At 40.1% G+C, this 18,785-nt stretch carries 13 protein-coding genes; 10 read left to right on the top strand and 3 right to left on the bottom strand.

What is annotated here, in order from left to right; translation table 11 throughout:
- Positions 1 to 249: 249 nt before the first annotated feature.
- Entirely contained in the window at positions 250 to 2,283 is a 2,034-nt protein-coding gene (gene uvrB, locus OGI71_RS17160) for an excinuclease ABC subunit UvrB (RefSeq protein ID WP_282250493.1), read from the bottom strand.
- A gap of 284 nt (positions 2,284 to 2,567) precedes the next feature.
- Here uvrB and upp point away from each other — a divergent pair, with 284 nt between their 5' ends.
- The 8 genes from upp to OGI71_RS17200 all read left to right on the top strand — a co-directional run bounded on the left by upp (position 2,568) and on the right by OGI71_RS17200 (position 11,118).
- Entirely contained in the window at positions 2,568 to 3,215 is a 648-nt protein-coding gene (gene upp, locus OGI71_RS17165) for a uracil phosphoribosyltransferase (RefSeq protein WP_120261383.1), read from the top strand.
- Between the two features lie 103 nt (positions 3,216 to 3,318).
- Positions 3,319 to 3,792 carry a ribonuclease H-like YkuK family protein gene (locus OGI71_RS17170; RefSeq protein ID WP_046672303.1) on the top strand — a complete coding sequence of 158 codons (474 nt, stop codon included), beginning with the start codon at positions 3,319 to 3,321 and terminating at the stop codon, positions 3,790 to 3,792.
- A 52-nt stretch (positions 3,793 to 3,844) separates the two neighbouring features.
- Complete coding sequence (pnuC, locus tag OGI71_RS17175) at positions 3,845 to 4,447, top strand: nicotinamide riboside transporter PnuC (protein ID WP_282250507.1); 603 nt, start codon at positions 3,845 to 3,847, stop codon at positions 4,445 to 4,447.
- A gap of 23 nt (positions 4,448 to 4,470) precedes the next feature.
- Positions 4,471 to 5,004: an ATP-binding protein gene (locus tag OGI71_RS17180; protein ID WP_282250508.1), complete on the top strand. Its 534-nt coding sequence runs from the start codon at positions 4,471 to 4,473 to the stop codon at positions 5,002 to 5,004.
- A 144-nt stretch (positions 5,005 to 5,148) separates the two neighbouring features.
- Positions 5,149 to 5,559: a BrxA/BrxB family bacilliredoxin gene (locus tag OGI71_RS17185; protein WP_104385107.1), complete on the top strand. Its 411-nt coding sequence runs from the start codon at positions 5,149 to 5,151 to the stop codon at positions 5,557 to 5,559.
- 228 nt (positions 5,560 to 5,787) lie between these two features.
- Positions 5,788 to 7,428, top strand: a complete 1,641-nt coding sequence (locus OGI71_RS17190) for an amidohydrolase (protein WP_282250509.1) — start codon at positions 5,788 to 5,790, stop codon at positions 7,426 to 7,428.
- Positions 7,429 to 7,555: 127 nt separating this feature from the next.
- Entirely contained in the window at positions 7,556 to 8,458 is a 903-nt protein-coding gene (locus tag OGI71_RS17195; protein ID WP_282250510.1) for a GLPGLI family protein, read from the top strand.
- Between the two features lie 62 nt (positions 8,459 to 8,520).
- Complete coding sequence (locus OGI71_RS17200) at positions 8,521 to 11,118, top strand: carboxypeptidase-like regulatory domain-containing protein (protein WP_282250512.1); 2,598 nt, start codon at positions 8,521 to 8,523, stop codon at positions 11,116 to 11,118.
- 186 nt (positions 11,119 to 11,304) lie between these two features.
- Here OGI71_RS17200 and lipA read toward each other — a convergent pair whose 3' ends face one another.
- Entirely contained in the window at positions 11,305 to 12,186 is an 882-nt protein-coding gene (gene lipA / locus OGI71_RS17205) for a lipoyl synthase (RefSeq protein ID WP_120261378.1), read from the bottom strand.
- Positions 12,187 to 12,336: 150 nt separating this feature from the next.
- Between lipA and OGI71_RS17210 the strand changes: the two genes are divergently transcribed.
- Positions 12,337 to 14,595 (top strand): family 20 glycosylhydrolase, encoded by a 2,259-nt coding sequence (locus tag OGI71_RS17210; RefSeq protein WP_282250514.1) that lies wholly within the window; start codon positions 12,337 to 12,339, stop codon positions 14,593 to 14,595.
- A gap of 261 nt (positions 14,596 to 14,856) precedes the next feature.
- Positions 14,857 to 17,676: a carbamoyl-phosphate synthase large subunit gene (gene carB, locus OGI71_RS17215; RefSeq protein ID WP_282250515.1), complete on the top strand. Its 2,820-nt coding sequence runs from the start codon at positions 14,857 to 14,859 to the stop codon at positions 17,674 to 17,676.
- A gap of 44 nt (positions 17,677 to 17,720) precedes the next feature.
- Here the strand turns inward: carB and OGI71_RS17220 are convergent, their stop codons facing one another.
- Positions 17,721 to 18,659 carry a formylglycine-generating enzyme family protein gene (locus OGI71_RS17220; RefSeq protein WP_282250516.1) on the bottom strand — a complete coding sequence of 313 codons (939 nt, stop codon included), beginning with the start codon at positions 18,657 to 18,659 and terminating at the stop codon, positions 17,721 to 17,723.
- Between the last annotated feature and the right edge of the window lie 126 nt (positions 18,660 to 18,785).

The raw sequence follows: 18,785 nt of genomic DNA on the forward strand, positions 1-18,785 counted from the left end.
AAAGTCCCCTCCGGAGAATTGAATATTCAACAAGAAATCATAGGTAGGTGCGCACAACATGAAAGGAAAATAGACCTGTACCATAACTAATGCACCAGATCTCAAATCAAAATTTAAATTGCGGGCTGATCTAAATCTCAGTGAATGACAAAAAACAAGGTTCAAATCCATAAAGAACCTGAACCTTGCTCATTTATCACAAAATTTAACTTTTTAATACAGCCTTATTAAAAAGCTAGCATATCTCATTTACGATGAAAAACGCTCCTCGTAGAGCTTTTCCAAAGAAAACATTTCGTCACGGTATTTCGCGGCTTCCAAGAAATCCATTTCTTTCGCAGCTTTATCCATTTTCTTGCGAACAGCATCAATCGCTTTTTTCAGATCTTTTTCGCTAAGGTACTGCATGACAGGGTCAGCCGCAATAGCCTGTGTAGGATCTGGCTCAACATAAAACTTTTGCTCAACGCCTGAGAAATCGGCCACCGAGGTCTGCTCCAGGATTTCTTCCCTGGTCTTTCCAACGGTTCGTGGCGTAATACCATGTTCGATATTATAGTTCATTTGCTTATCCCTGCGTCGATTGGTCTCCTCTATCGTTACACGCATACTGTCTGTCATTTTATCCGCATACATGATCACCCGTCCTTTATCATTCCGGGCAGCACGTCCGATCGTTTGGATCAACGAGCGCTCCGAACGTAAGAAGCCCTCTTTATCGGCGTCGAGAATAGCTACCAGCGTAACTTCGGGCAAATCCAATCCCTCCCGAAGTAAATTTACGCCAACTAAAATATCAAACTCACCTAAGCGCAATCCCCGTAAAATCTCTACGCGTTCCAAAGTCTTAATTTCAGAGTGTATATAACGAACTTTAAGGTTCAACTTGGTCATATATTTGGATAACTCCTCAGCCATCCGTTTGGTCAAGGTCGTGGCCAAGATACGGCCTCCTTCTTTGATCGTTTTGTCTACCTCTTCCAAGAAATCATCCACCTGATTTATCGCTGGACGAACTTCAATAATAGGATCCAATAAGCCTGTCGGACGGATGACCTGTTCAACAACGACACCTTCCGTCTGTTGCAATTCATAATCTCCGGGAGTCGCCGAAACATAAATAGTCTGATTGGTCAACGATTCAAACTCCGGAAAGTTGAGCGGTCTATTGTCCATGGCCGCAGGTAATCGGAAACCATGTTCCACTAGAGATACCTTACGTGAACGGTCACCACCATACATGGCCCGTAACTGCGGCAAGGTAACATGGCTCTCATCAATGACGAGCAGATAGTCCTCCGGGAAATAATCCAGCAGACAGAAAGGACGCATCCCCGGCTGTCTTCCATCGAAGAATCGAGAATAGTTTTCTATTCCAGAACAATAGCCAAGTTCGCGCATCATTTCCAGATCGTAATTCACACGTTCTTCCAGACGTTTAGCTTCCAGCATAAGCCCTTCCTCCTCCAACTGCGTCTTGCGCTGCATCAATTCATCCTGAATGGCCCAGATAGATTCCTTAAATTTCTCCTTCGGAGTAACGAAAAGGTTCGCTGGGAAAAGTGCTAAATCCTCCATTTTATTCAAGGTCTTACCAGATACCGGATCGATCTCACTCAATTCGTCAATCTCGTCACCAAAAAAGGAAATACGGATCGCAAAATCTAAGTAAGCAGGGTATACATCGACGGTATCTCCCTTGACACGAAAAGTACCACGTTTAAATTCAGTTGTTGTTCTAGAATAGAGGATTTCGACCAGTTTATGCAAAAAGGCGTTCCGTGTTATTGTCATTCCAACCCCAAAACGAAAAATTGACCGTGAGAAATCTTCGGGATTTCCCATACCATAAATACAGGAGACGGAAGAAACCACAACAATGTCTCGTCGTCCGGACATCAATGATGAAGTCGTTGCCAATCGCAGCTTCTCTATTTCTTCATTGATCGCCAAGTCTTTTTCAATGTAAGTATTCGTTGAAGCTATAAATGCCTCCGGCTGATAATAATCATAGTAAGAAACAAAATAATTAACCGAATTATTCGGAAAGAACTGTTTGAATTCACCATATAGCTGAGCAGCCAATGTTTTATTGTGACTTAATATGAGGGTTGGCTTCTGTGTTTCTTGAATTACATTGGCTACAGTAAATGTTTTACCGGATCCGGTAACCCCCAAGAGCGTCTGGTATTGTTCACCTTGGTCCACACCTGCTACCAATTCTTTGATTGCCTCTGGTTGATCACCCGTCGGTCTATACTCTGATGTCAATTCAAATTTCATACAATTCCTATTTCTTAAAGAAAACTATTTCGACCTTTCGTTAAGCGTCAGCACCGAAGCATCGCTAAATCTCAGCTTATAAAAATCCGTCACATTCAAACAATGATAATCTATAAATGTTACGATTTTGTAACATGCGGTCTAGGGCCATATTTTAAATGGTCTTCACACAAATTTACTAATTTTTTTACCATTTTATATCAAACTATAATTATGCCGCAGATGTTATTACTTTCAGTTGATTATTTACTATCTTTAGCTTTAACAGAACTAGCACGCACGTCATGGTCACTATTCTATCTACCCAAAATAGCATTGCAAATCATTTTATTGCAGAATTGAGAGATGTCACTATTCAGCGGGATCGCATGCGTTTCCGTCGGAATCTGGAACGACTTGGAGAAGTATTTGCCTATGAGATCAGCAAAACCATGGCCTTTAAACCCGTGGAGGTTGAAACACCTTTGGGCGTTGCCAAAACACAGCTATTGATGGAACAACCGGTATTAGCCACTATTCTAAGGGCAGGACTTCCCTTCCATCAAGGTTTATTAAATATCTTTGACCAAGCCGACAATACTTTTATCGCGGCTTATCGGCACACCAAAAAGAGTGGCGAATTTGAAGTTCACAAAGAATACGTCAATACACCGAATTTGGATAATAGAACGGTTATCATCGTCGATCCGATGCTGGCTACCGGAAAGAGCCTGGTCTTGTGTTGTAAAGATCTTTTGGCCGAATATGAGATTAAAGAACTGCATATTGTTGCGGCAATTGCTTCGGAAGAAGGATTAAACCATGTCAAGGCTTTCGTTCCGACTGCGCATATCTGGGTGGGTGATGTCGACCATGAATTGACAACAAAGGCCTATATCGTTCCCGGTCTTGGCGATGCAGGAGATCTGGCCTATGGTGAAAAACTTCATTAATGTGGAGAATTATTTAAAATTAAATTAACACTTAGATCATTGAAATTCAGTAAATTTATGTCAATGATGAAGTTTAATTTATATATATCTAATTTATACCACTATGAGATGGCAAAAATACAATGGCGAATCCATTCGCTCCACGATTTTCGATGCTGTTGAGGAAGTCATTAAACGAGAAGACGCCTTAGGCAACAAACTCAAGGTTTATATCGGTACCGATTCCCAAGTAAAGAGAGGAATCATCGACTTCGCCACCGTCATCGTCTTTCTCAGGGAACATAAAGGTGGATTTATGTTTATCCAACGGGACAAAAGGCATCACCGAATGAGTATTAAAGAACGGATGCTACTCGAAGTCCAAAAATCCATCGACATCGCCTACCAACTCTGCCCCCTCCTCGAAAAACACAAAGTAGACCTAGAAGTCCACGCCGACATTAACACCAATCCAAATTTTCAGTCAAATGTAGCCCTCAAAGAAGCCATGGGATATATTATGGGTATGGGGTTCGTATTTAAGGCCAAACCTGAGTCTTTTGCGAGCACCAATTGCGCCAATAAACAGGTGCAGTAGTTGATTCTAAGGCAGACTTTGTATCTTTAAGGTGTAATTTTTAATACACCAGATGCAAGATTTTTTTCAGCAGATTGCCAGTCAATTTGTCCAAACTACTTGGCTCGAATGGTTAGGTACACTAACTGGCTTCCTTTGTGTCTATTTGGCCGCAAAGCAAAATATATGGAACTGGCCGATTAGCATTATCAGTGTGGTCTCCTATGCCATTCTTTTCTATGATGCAAAACTCTACGGCGATACCGTATTACAATTTTACTTTCTATCCACAGCCGTATATGGTTGGTATTATTGGCATAAGCGAAAAGAAGAAAAAAAGAAACCGATTGTTAAGGCCAATAGAAATCAACTCATCTTGAGCATACTTGTCATTATCTGTTTGACAGCCGCAATAGGCTACCTTTTGGACAGTAAAACAAATTCCGACGTCCCTTATATTGACGCATTCTGTACTTCAGTTAGCTTTGTGGCTCAGTTTCTAATGACGAGGAAAGTACTTCAGAACTGGCTTCTCTGGGTTTTTGTCGATATCTGCTATATTCCATTGTATGTACACAAAGAGCTTATGCTAACAGCTGTACTGTATCTCGTATTCGCCATTATTGCCTGGAATGGCTACCGTGACTGGCAAAAAACCTATAAAAATTTTGCGTAATATTGCCTATCAAAAAGATAGATGTGGGAAAAGAGTTAATAAAAATTGCAGTCGTAGGCCCCGAGTCTACAGGAAAGTCAACCATGGCACAGTATCTCGCTGAAAAATTTCAAACAGTCTGTGTACCGGAGTATTCGCGCTATTACTGTCAGAGTCTCAATAATAAATATACGCTGCAGGATGAGGTCAACATGTTTTATGGACAAGTTGCTTTGGAAGAAGCACTCCTTCCATTAGCAAAGGGTAACATCCTGATCTGTGACACCACTTTTATGACCGTGAAAATCTGGTCTGACCATCTATTCAATCATACACCAAAAGAGGTTACCGATAAGATTCAGCAACACCCCTATGACCTATACCTACTAATGGATATAGATCTACCTTGGCAAGACGATCCATTAAGAGATTTTCCAGAGCAACGAGAACATTTTATGGAGATATGGAAAACAGAGTTAGAAGCCGTCGGTGGTCAATATCGCATTATCTCAGGAGAGGGACAGCAGCGATTGGAAAATGGTTTAACAGCTGTTAACGATTTTCTGACATTGATTTGAGACAAGCACCTTGACGAGAAAGCCTTTTACATCTATATTTGTAAAAGTAAAGTATAGCGCTTTGGCAAAGATCGTATAATGTGAAACAGAAAGTCGCGCTGTACCGAATTAAATTAGAATATTAACATTTTTACTTAAGAAATAATGTATCCAGAATATTTAGTAGCTCCAATGCGTCAAGAATTAGTTGATGCGGGATTCGAAGAATTAAAAACTCCAGAAGCAGTTGATACTGCAATTGCTTCAGAAGGAACTGTTTTTGTAGTTGTTAACTCCGTTTGTGGTTGTGCGGCAGCGAATGCACGTCCTGCAGCAAAAGCGGCTGTAAAAAACGAAAAACATCCTGCAAAACTAGTTACTGTTTTCGCAGGTATGGAAACTGATGCTGTTAACACAGCACGTAACTACATGTTGCCTTACCCTCCATCTTCTCCAGCAATGGCGTTGTTCAAAGACGGTAAATTGGTTCACATGATTGAAAGACATATGATTGAAGGTCGCCCGGCACAAATGATCGCTGACAATTTAGTCGCTGCATTTGACGAGTACTGCTAATCACATATTTTGATTTTTGAATTAAAACGGCTATCTGAGTTATTTGGATAGCCGTTTTTGTTATTAAAAAGATAGAAAACCGTCTATTCCCTTATGCCCGCCCTCCTTTGTTACCAAGTTCATAATATACCAAACAATATTTCAGCCAATTCACACGATAAGTTCAATCAAATCATATTTCAAAGAAATAGCCCTAGCTTTATAAACACTTTTCTTTATTTTTAGGATATGAGAAACTCTCCAGTTATTCTTTTCCTCTTTTCCATGATCTTCCTTGCTTGTTCTCCGCAAGAAAGAGTAGACCTGATTGTGTACAATGCACATGTTTATACCGTTGATTCCACCTTTAGCACAGCACAGGCATTTGCAGTTAAGGACGGTAAATTTATTGCAATAGGCTCAGACGACGAGATCCAACGAAAGTATAAAGCCAAAGAAAAAATAGACGCTGAAGGGAAAGCGATCTATCCGGGATTCTACGATGCGCACGCTCATCTATTTGATGAAGCCGAACTGATGGATCAGGTCGACCTCAATGGCGCGGATTCTTTCGAAGAAGTGATTCAACGGGTTAAAAGTTATCAGCAAAAGAACCCCAATAAAACCTGGCTCATCGGCGGTGGCTGGGACCAAAATCGCTGGAAAGACAAATCCTTCCCTACAAAGGAACTACTGGACAAAGCTTTCCCAGATATACCAGTGTACCTGATAAGGGTAGATTATCACGCCGCAGTGGTAAACTCCAAAGCCCTGGAATGGGCCAAATTGACAAGCATTCCCATTATTCAGGGCGGCGTTGTCGGTGGAAGCAACAATACACCGAATGGTCTTTTGATCGACAATGCAATGGATCTGGTCAACAAAACAATCCCAGTACCCAATGAAAAAGAGTACTTGAGAATGCTAAAACGAACCCAGGATTCATTACTTTCTGTTGGGCTTACCTCCATTGTAGATGCAGGTTTATCAAAAGAAAGACTCAGCCTATTAAAAAAATACTATAAAGATGGCGCATTAAAATTTAGAGATTATGCGATGATCCTTGGCAACCCGCAAAATATCTCCTCATTTATAGCACAGGGATTTTACGAAACTGATCGTTTAGAAATCAAATCATTCAAATTACTTGCAGATGGCGCATTAGGCTCAAGGGGCGCCTGCCTCCTCGCTCATTATCATGATGCACCTACCCATGGCTTTCTTCTGCATACCCCACAGGAATATGAAAACATGATCAAAGCGATTGCAGCCAGTAATTTCCAGGCCAACACCCATGCTATCGGTGATTCAGCCAACCGAATTATCTTGGATATCTATGGCAAATATCTACAGCCGCATCGAGATCGGAGATGGCGTATTGAACACGCACAGATTATATCTCCAACCGACTTCGATAAATTCCGAAAATTCCAGATTATTCCCTCTGTGCAGCCAACCCACGCCACATCAGACATGTACTGGGCCAAAGACCGACTGGGCGAAGAGCGAATGGAAGGTGCCTATGCGTACAAGCATCTGTTGAAAGAATATGGTAAACTCGCCCTAGGGAGTGACTTCCCGGTTGAACATTTCAATCCGATGTATGGTTTTCACGCAGCTGTGGCTCGTGTTGATAAAAAAGGTTACCCAAACCAGGGCTTCCAAATGCAGGATGCTATCAGTCGGGAAGATGCACTGCGCGGAATGACCATCTGGGCAGCATACTCCTGCTTTCAGGAGAAAAAACGCGGAAGCATAGAAGCCGGCAAAGATGCTGATTTTGTCATCCTCCAACAAGACATCCTCAAAATACCGAACGGACAATTGCGGAACGTAAAAACAATGCGGACGGTGATTGCTGGAGAAACTGTTTTCAATAGACAACAATAATAGTTTCACACACACGGAGCTTCACTTCATCCCCCAGAAAAGTACCATTCAGGGTATAATAGTGAAAATCTACAATAATTTTTGTTATTACGAATATTTCGTATATTTACGATATAGACATAATTTTATGAAATATTCATTATCCTTCTTATTATCGGTGACGATACAGATTCTATTTGCTCAAGAAAATTCGCCAGCAATAGCTAAAGTACATTACGAATTCAAACACATTAATGACACCACGCAACGTGATCAATTTATTCGCGACGAAACGATCACCTACCTTAATCAACAGGCCAGTTACTATACCTCATACTCCACAGATCGTATGCAGGATGAGGTCAAAAAACAGATGGATGCCCCCTCCTTTGACGGGAATATAACTATCCAGACACGAACAACTCCTTTAGGGGCATCGTATTTACTAGATGTCAACAACAACAAAATGACAGAATTGATATCCGTTGCCGGGGACAAATTTGCTATACCTCAAACTTACCCAGCTCAAGAATGGGAAGTATTAGCTGATCATAAGGAGATCGGAGGATACAGTTGTCAAAATGCAAAAACAACTTTCAAAGGTCGCACCTATGAAGTATGGTTTACGACAGAGCTGCCATTTCCTTACGGACCTTGGAAACTTCATGGACTACCAGGACTCATTTTGGATGCAAGGGATTCAAAAAACGAGGTCGTTTTTGCATATGCCGGATTTGATAAACTGGAAGACAGCAAAGTACAGGTGGCCCTACCACAAGACGTGATTACAACCTCACTGGAGGAAGTTCAAAAAATCCAAGCTGCATTTAAAGCAAATCCACAGGCCTATATGAACGCTCAATCGGCAAAGAGTCGAAGTATCAGTGTAGGTTCCGGCAATGCCATTACTGTTAAAAGCGGTTCAAGCGCTGGTATGAAAACAGGAGATGGTGGTATGGATGTGTCTAGGATCAAAAGTTTTAATATCCGGAAAGATGAACTATATAAGCCTTCTAAAGTCACCAATAATCCGATTGAGTTAATACCTTAATGAAAGTATCTATATGTTTATTTTTAATCATTTGGTTTGGGCAAATTTGTTTTGCCCAACAAATGATAAGTGGGAAGGTACTAGAAGCAAATACACATAAGCCAATACCTTTCGCAAGTGTAAATATCCTGTCTGAAAATAAAATCGTTGCTTTTAAAACGACTGATAAGGAAGGACGGTTTATGATGCAACTTTCTAAAGAATATACCACCGTCTACCTGCAGATCCACCATCTTACTTACGAAAAATTCGAACAGCAAATTGACAAAAAGTCGACCGATCTCCGGATTGTCTTAACCCCCAAAACCAATCTATTAAAAGATGTCGTAGTGAAGAGTAAACCCAAAGTAAGTCGTTCCAACGACACCATTTCTTATGATGTAGGTTCTTTTGCTAAGGAAGAGGATCGAAATATCGGAGATATCATCAAACGCCTACCCGGTATGGAGGTAACAGAATCCGGCTTAATAAAATATCAGGACAAAACGGTGTCCAAACTTTACATTGACGGTGATGATCTGTTAGAAGATCGTTACGGAATAGGCACGCGAACAATTCCGCACAAAATGGTCAAAGACATTCAGGTCCTCGACAACCATGAACACTATAAAGTACTTAAAAACAAAAGATTTACAGACGATGTAGCAATTAACCTTGTCATCAAAGAAGATGCTAAGTTAAAGTTAACTGGACAGGCTAAAATAGCTGCTGGTACTCCCAATAACTATGACCCCGAGCTAAACTCAATCCTTTTTAACAAAAAAGTTAAAATGCTGAATGTACTCAGTGCAAATAACATCGGTAGGGATCTTTCTGGTGATGTCGTAGGCAATAACCAGTCATCTTTGCTCACCAAGTTTGGCAGTTCCTCTATTAACAATCTCCTTGCAACAAGTACAACTGGAGCTCCCAATATTCCAAAAAACAACTACTACTTTAACAATACAGGTTCCCTCAACACCAATAATCTATATAATTTCAAAAACAAATGGCAATTGAAATCAAATATTCAGCTACTATTTGATAAAGAAAGGCAAAATAATACTGCTAGTACACGATATTTACTCAATGGAGGTGATGTGTCCTTTGAAGAACAAAACGGTATCAAAGCAGAGAAATGGCTAGGTGCGGCAAGACTCTCGGCATCCGTGAATACAGAAAAAAAATACATCAGTGAAATACTCTCCTTTGAATATGAAAAAAGAGATATAAAAGCCCTATTAACAAACTCGACTAGTAAAATTGACCAATTTCAAAAACATCATATCAAAGGGATCAGCAATCAGTTCAGCTATATACCACAATTAAAAAACAACGATATTATAGCAGTTAATTGGACATTAAACTATGGAAATAAACCACAATCTCTACAGATTTATCCAGGTGTTTTTCCTGAAATATTAAATGACAGCATTCCATACAAAAGTACCATTCAGCAGATCGAGGTTCCCTCATTTTTCACTGAGGTTTCGACAGGTTACCACTTCAATAAAAGTAAGATCAAACAGCATTATCAGATCGGTTTCAATACCGACCGCCAACATTTTACTTCATTGTTATATCTTCAAGATAATGAGCAGATAGATAGAAGACCGCGCCAGAATACGAGCAACGATCTACACTGGAGCAGATCTCAAGTGTTCATTACACCACAATATGACTGGAAAAACGATCGCTTCGAGGCTCACCTCGATATCCCGATCACCTATCTGATCACTCAATATGAAGATAATACACAGGCCATGGACGTTTCAAAAAATTCATGGTTGATCAACCCCGGCCTAAAAGCACGCTGGCGAGTCTCCCAAGAAGATTATCTCCAATTTGGTTATCAATATAGCCAGGACATCGGGAATATTGAAGACGTATTCCATGGAGCAGTACTGCGCAATTATAGGATGCTTAGCCAAAACAATGCTGCGCTGAATGAATCCCAAAAACATGCTTTTAATCTCAATTACAATCTGGCGCGTACATTGAAAGTATTATTCGCTAATGCAGGAATCAGCTATTCCAGGCTTTCATCCAACACGATGTTATCCTCAATTATAAAAGACGATATCACAGAGAATATATTGGTTAATATGGACAACCTGCAAGAACATTGGTCCTCACAAATTGGGTTTGATAAATATATATTTCCTTTGGCAAGTACGCTCAAGTTAAAAGGCAGTATAGCATATTCCCGATTCAATCAATTGCTAAACAGTAGTGTTGTTCCCATAAAAAGCATCAATTACACTCTCCAACCTAGTTTAGAAGCAAAAATATTCAAATCATATAATGTATCTTATACAGGTACTCTCAATTGGAATAGAAGCCAGCAACAAGGGAAAGACCATCTGATTCGGAATAAAACAACCATGATGATACATAACTTAGGTTTCCCTATAAGCCCTTTTAAAAATGGCTATATACGCGTAAACATACGTAACCTCTCCACTTTCCAGACGAATATGAAGAATGCGAGTTATACCTTTATAGATGTTTTTGCGCGTTATCGATTGAACAAATGGAAAACTGACTTTGAATTGGATATGAGCAATTTAACGAATATAAAAAATTATCGGACCTACATGACAACAGCCAATATGATTTCCCAAAATGAATTTGAACTACGGGGAAGAACAATTTTACTACGCGCTGTCTTTAATCTTTAGGTCTTAAATACAACTGATAACCAGATTTTTAAACGAAATTAACCATCAAAGGTAATTACTTGCAAAGTTCGATCAGGATAAGATGATCCATAAAAAGGCCCGGGTGAAATATTCACCCGGGCCTTTTATATGTTAACATGGAAACAACTTTTGTTTTTCCAAGAAGTCTAATCGTTTAGCGCGCTATTATTGCATATCGAACAAATGCTTTTCAGCATGGTAAGATGAACGAACCAAAGGTCCGGATTCAACATATTTGAAACCCATTTCCAAACCAATTTTTTTATATTTTTCAAATTGAGCTGGTGTGATAAATTCAATAACGGGATGATGTGCTTTCGTTGGCTGTAAATATTGTCCGAGAGTCAAAATATGAACACCAACATTATACAAGTCCTGCATTGCTTCAATCACATCTTCTTCCGTTTCACCAAGACCCAACATGATACCCGACTTCGTACGAAGACCTGCTTCCGAAATCCGACGCAAACATTCCAAAGAACGGTCATATTTCGCCTGAACACGAACTTCTCGGGTCAAACGACGCACAGTTTCCAGATTATGTGAAACGACCTCTGGGCGAACAGCAATGACACGATCCAAATTATCCCATTGACCTTTAAAATCTGGCAATAATGTTTCCAAAGTTGTTTCTGGACTTTCTTTGCGGATTGCATTGATCGTTTCTGCCCAAATTGTAGAACCGCCGTCTTTTAGATCATCACGGTCTACGGAAGTGATAACACAGTGTTTTACCTGCATCAATTTCACCGAATTGGCTACCCTATTTGGTTCATCCAAGTCTACTGGCAAAGGACGACCTGTTGCTACAGCGCAAAACGAACATGAACGTGTACAGATATTTCCTAATATCATGAAGGTCGCTGTTCCTGCCCCCCAACACTCACCCATATTTGGGCAATTTCCACTCTCACAAATTGTATGTAATTTGTGCTCATCTACAAGACTTCTGACATGTCTATACTCTTTACCAACAGGCAATTTGACACGCAACCAATCTGGCTTGCGTTGTGCAGGAGTTGCCGGAATAACTGGAAGTTCAATCATACAACAAAGTTAAGGATTAAAAATGTAATTTCTATTGGGCAATTTGTTGGTTTTATATCATAAATACTTATCGAATGACAGCAATAATAGAATAATGAAACAAAAATTAGGATATTTGTGTTGATTATCTATTGATCTAAATACTTTACTATGCGATTGAGCAAATCTTTATCCCTGTTATTGCTTGGGGGAGCTTGCATTTTTAGTGCGCAGGCCCAAACTAATTTTGACATTATTCCCAAGCCATCCAAGGTGACCGTAGCGACTGGAATATATACCATCCCAACACAACTCACAGTTATTGTTTCTGATGATTTCCAACCAGCGGTGCAATTGCTTACTGAACATCCCGCGATCAAGAGTTTAACCCTTGAAGTACTAAAGAAAAACAAAAAAGCACCAAAAGAAGGCTTTCGTATTGTAAAGGCGGTTGATGCAGACAACCTCGGCAAAAATGCCTATTCGATTCAAATTGATGAGAAAGGTCTCTTGCTTAAAGCCTGGGATACGCCACAGGTCATTAATGGAATTTATACTTTGGTTCAATTAGGGTATCTACAAGCTGATCCTAGCCAAATAGCATTTGCGACTATCATTGATGAACCTCGTTTTTCATACCGAGGATTGCATTTAGACGTTTCCCGTCATTTTATGCCCCTTTCTTTCGTAAAGAAATATATCGATATCATGGCCATTTATAAGTTCAATAACTTTCACTGGCACTTGACAGATGGAGCGGGATGGCGACTGGAGATTAAAAAATATCCGGAATTAACACAAAAAGCAGCTTGGCGTACACATGCCCATTGGAAAGATTGGTGGAACAATGGACGTCAATATGTGGAAAAAGGAAACCCAAATGCCAGTGGAGGCTTTTATACCCAGGAAGAAGCACGCGAACTGGTCGACTATGCTGCCCGAAAAGGCATCAATGTCATCCCGGAAATAGAAATGCCCGGACACTCAGAAGAGGTATTAGCCGTGTATCCTGAACTTTCCTGTTCAGGGAAACCCTACAGCCAAGGCGAGTTTTGCATTGGCAATGAAAAAACTTTTGAGTTTCTAAAAAATGTACTGGATGAAGTACTTACCATATTCCCTTCTCAATATATCCATATCGGGGGTGATGAAGCGGAAAAGAAACACTGGGAAACTTGTCCAAAAGATCAAGCTCTTATGCAGAAGGAAGGTTTAAAGTCAGTTGACGAATTACAGAGTTATGCCATCAAACAAATGGATCTGTACCTGCAATCAAAGGGTAGAAAGCTTATTGGCTGGGATGAGATCTTACAAGGTGGACTCACCGAAGGAGCAACAGTCATGAGTTGGCGCGGAGAAGAGGGCGGAATAAAAGCTGCAAATGCAGGCCACGATGTCATTATGACCCCGGGCTCACATCTTTATTTCGATTCCTACCAGACTGACCCAAGAACACAACCCGAAGCTATTGGAGGCTATCTTACACTTGATAAAGTCTACTCCTACGACCCTATTCCAGCTGCGATACAAGGTGATAAAGCCAAACATATCCTTGGTGCGCAGGCGAATATATGGACAGAATATGTGCCGACGATGGAGCATGTTGAATATATGGTATTTCCGCGAGCATTAGCGTTATCCGAAGTCAATTGGACCGCAAAAGATGCAAAAAGCTGGGCCGACTTTCAACGAAGATTACAATCACATTATAAATTGCTACAGGAGCTGAATCTGAACTATTATCGTCCATCATTCAATGTTGCTTATACAGCGTCTTATAATGCAATTAAAAACAACAACAAAATTACACTTACAACAGAGCAATTGAACACGGATCAGATCCGATATACAATTGATGGAAGTGAACCTACGATTCAGTCGACACCATATACTGGTCCATTTGAACTTAGTTCAACAGGACATATCAATGCAGCATATTTTCAGGACTCCATTAAAATAGGTCCTACATTATCATTTGATATCGATATTCATCGCGCCATCGGGAAAAAAGTAACTTACAACACACAATGGTCTGGATATCCAGCCCAAAAAGATTCGACTTTAACCAATGGACTAATGGGCGGACTCTCTTATCACGATGGTCAATGGCAAGGTTTTACGAGTCCGATTGATGTCGTAGTCGATTTAGAGCGAAGAGAAGAAATTCATCAGGTTGCCATGAATTTTATGCAAATGATAGGTCCGGGGGTTTACATGCCCGGTGAAATGGAAGTCCTTCTTTCGGACAATGGACGTAGCTTTAGAAAAGTAGGTACCGTGATAAATGATATATCCGATAAAGAATCCAAATTAACTTTCAAACGATTCGAACTTAAACTTGATAAAGCACAACAGGCACGTTACATAAAAATCAAAGCCAGCAATCCGAAAAAAGGATATTTATTTACAGATGAAATTATTGTTTATTAGCCGAATAATAAACGACTAACAATAATAGTTGGAGAACCCTCCCCTTGCGTTTTCCAACTATTATTACTCCTTTCAAGACTACTTTTTCAACAAAGGTCATTTTATTTTGAAATATTATTAAAATAAATACTTCATTTTCAAAATTTAAAATGTAACTTTGCACTCCGACAAAGCAGTCGGAATGACCCTTCCCCATGAGCTATTTTTGATTGTCTTTGCTCAGATTTACAATAGGAAATTTAATTTTTTGAACTAGATATAATGCCAAGAAACACTTCCATTAAGTCGGTTTTAATCATCGGATCAGGTCCCATCGTTATCGGTCAAGCTTGTGAATTTGATTATTCTGGATCTCAAGCATCCCTTTCATTGAAAGAAGAAGGTATTGAAGTATCCATCATCAACTCAAATCCTGCAACAATCATGACGGACAAAGTTGTTGCAGACAATGTCTACTTACTTCCATTAACTTGCGAAAGTATTGAAGAAATATTGCAAAAACACAATATTGACGCTGTACTTCCTACCATGGGTGGTCAGACAGCTTTGAACTTATGTATCGAAGCTTCCAACCTAGGTCTTTGGGAAAAATACAACGTAAAAGTTATCGGTGTTGATGTTGCTGCCATTGAAAAAACTGAAAACCGTGAAGAATTCCGTCAATTAATGGTTGATATTGGTGTGGGCGTTGCAACATCAAAGATCGCAAACTCATTCTTGGAAGGTAAAGAAGCTGCACAAGAAATTGGTTATCCTCTTGTTATACGTCCTTCCTATACCTTAGCAGGTACAGGAGGCGGGTTTGTACACAGAAAAGAAGATTTTGATGCAGCCTTAAATAGAGGCTTACACGCATCACCAACACATGAGGTTTTAGTCGAACAAGCTGTATTGGGTTGGAAAGAATTCGAATTAGAATTGCTTCGCGATACCAACGACAATGTCATTATCATCTGTACAATTGAAAACTTTGATCCAATGGGTATCCACACAGGAGACTCGATCACAGTAGCTCCAGGTATGACATTATCGGACAAATGTTACCAAGATATGCGTAATCAGGCTATCCTGATGATGCGCTCAATTGGTACATTTGCAGGTGGATGTAACGTTCAATTCTCGGTAAATCCAGAAAATGAAGAAATCATTGCAATTGAGATCAACCCACGTGTATCTCGTTCATCAGCTTTAGCATCGAAAGCAACTGGTTACCCAATTGCAAAAATTGCAGCTAAATTGGCGATCGGATACAACTTAGATGAGTTGCAAAATCAGATTACTAAAACTACTTCAGCATATTTCGAACCAACATTAGATTACGTCATCGTTAAGATCCCACGTTTCAACTTTGACAAGTTCAAAGGTGCAAACAAAGAATTAGGTCTTCAGATGAAAGCTGTAGGTGAAGTTATGGCAATCGGCCGTACATTTATCGAAGCTTTACAGAAAGCATGTCAATCACTTGAAACTGGTCGCGCTGGTCTAGGTGCCGATGGTCGTCAATGGAGAAATCTGGACGAGATCATGGATAGCTTAGAACATCCAAGTGGTGACCGTTTGTTCCATATCAAAGATGCATTCGAATTAGGTGTTCCATTGGAATCAATTCGTAAAGCAACACGTATCGACAAATGGTTCTTGGTACAGATCCAAGAATTAGTACATCTTGAGCAAGAGTTACGTCGTTACCAACTGAATAATATCCCACGCGATTTCTTCATGACCTTAAAACAAAAAGGTTATTCAGATGTACAGATTGCTTGGTTGCTAGGTAATGTAACGGAAGATCAGGTATATGATCGTCGTAAGGAGCTTGGCATCAACCGGGTTTACAAAATGGTTGATACTTGTGCCGCGGAATTCCCAGCACAAACTCCATATTACTATTCAACATTTGAAGAAGAAAACGAATCCATCTCTTCAGACAAAAAGAAAATCATTGTATTAGGTTCAGGTCCTAACCGTATCGGTCAAGGTATCGAGTTCGATTACTCTTGTGTACACGGCTTATTGGCAGCCAAAGAATGTGGTTACGAGGCAATCATGGTTAACTGTAACCCTGAGACAGTATCAACGGACTTCAACATGGCTGACAAGTTATACTTTGAGCCTGTGTTCTGGGAGCATGTACGTGAGATCATTGAATTAGAAAAACCTGAGGGTGTAATCGTTCAATTAGGTGGACAAACAGCACTTAAAATGGCTGAACGCTTAGAGCAGCTTGGTGTAAAAATTATTGGTACCTCTTTCGAAAATATGGACTTGGCAGAAGATCGTGGTCGTTTCTCTGATCTTTTGAAGGAATTAAATATTCCATATCCAAAATATGGTGTAGCTACTTCTGCAGAAGAGGCATTACAAGTTGCCAGCGAAGTTGGATACCCTGTATTGGTACGTCCTTCTTATGTATTGGGTGGACAAGGCATGAGTATCGTCATCAATGACGAAGACTTGGAAAAAGCTGTTGTCAACTTATTGAAAAACCTTCCCGGTAATCATATCCTGATCGATCATTTCTTGGATCGTGCTGAAGAAGCGGAGTCAGATTCTATCTGTGATGGTGAAGATGTACATATCATTGGTATGATGGAGCACATTGAGCCTGCCGGTATTCACTCTGGTGACTCATCAGCGGTATTGCCGCCGTTTGGTTTATCACAAGCGGTTCAGGATAAAATGGAAGAATACTCCATTAAATTAGCAAAAGCATTGAACGTAAGAGGTCTGTTAAACATCCAGTTTGCTGTCAAAGGTGAAAATGTGTATGTAATCGAGGCCAATCCACGTGCATCACGTACGGTTCCTTTCATCGCGAAAGCTTATGATGTTCCTTACATCAACATCGCTACAAAAGTTATGTTAGGCGTTAATAAATTGAAAGATTTCACGATCGAACGTAAACTGAAAGGATACGCGATTAAAGAGCCTGTATTCTCTTTCAATAAATTCCCTGAGGTAGACAAACAATTAGGCCCTGAAATGAAATCAACTGGTGAAGCAATCCGGTTTATTAAAGATCTTCAAGATCCATATTTCAGAGAGTTGTACAATCAAAAATCAATGTTTTTGAATGCACAATAAGGTGTCTCTATAAAATAGAAAAGGCTTGCAAATGCAAGCCTTTTCTATTTTATATCTTTTACACATCGGAAACCAACATTATTTGTCGGGCTATTTACCTCACCTTTTCCCCTGCTTCCTGCTTTATAGCGTTCACAATACTGATCATTACAGAGAAACGATCCGCCTCGTTGGACACGTTTTTCGAGATTAGGTTCCTGCGGATCATAGGAGTTCTCCGGTCCTTTAGGGTTTGACACGACGCTATTCTTATAATAGTCTGGTCTATAGTAGTCAGAACACCATTCCCAGACATTCCCTTCCATATCGTAGAGTCCTAAAGGATTCGCCGGATAAGATTTCACCGGAGCCGCACCTTCATAACCATCCTCTTTTGAGTCTTCAACAGGGAATTTCCCCTGATAAATATTGGCCGTCCACTTTCCATTTGGTTTCAACTCTTCCCCCCAATAGTACAGATCATCGTTGGTGTCTTTACGGGCACGGGCAGCGTATTCCCATTCAGCCTCAGTAGGCAATCTTTTTCCAACCCACTTTGCATAGGCAGCAGCATCCTCATAGGCGACCTGAACAACGGGGTAATTCATTTTATCTTTTATCGAACTACTAGGACCTTCAGGATGTTGCCAATTTGCGCCAGGAACATATTCCCACCACATCAGATAATTATTTAAAGAGTTGAGTTCTTTGGGTTTTGAAAATACAGCTGAACCAGGGACAAGCATATTCGGATCAACACCGGGAAAATCCTTTGGGTCAAGCTTTCGCTCCGCTACGGTCACATATCCAGTTTCTTTTACAAATTGGGCAAATTGTGTATTTGTAACTTCATGCTCATCCATATAAAATGAATGGAGTTCTACAGTATGTATAGGTTTACTATCTTCGAAGTTCGAACTTCCCATCAGAAATTTACCACCTTCAATTAAAATCATCTTTCCAGTAGCATTACTGCTTTGTTTGGCTAACTGAGATTTGATCATTCCGGCCCGGGTAGGTATATTTTCACCGACACAGCATGAAAGGGTATCATTTGTGGAAAATATAGATAGACAGGTAACTAGCGTCAGATTGATTAACATACCTAAAGATAAACATAAAAGGGGAAC

Source organism: Sphingobacterium sp. ML3W (assembly GCF_029542085.1).
Taxonomy (GTDB): domain Bacteria; phylum Bacteroidota; class Bacteroidia; order Sphingobacteriales; family Sphingobacteriaceae; genus Sphingobacterium.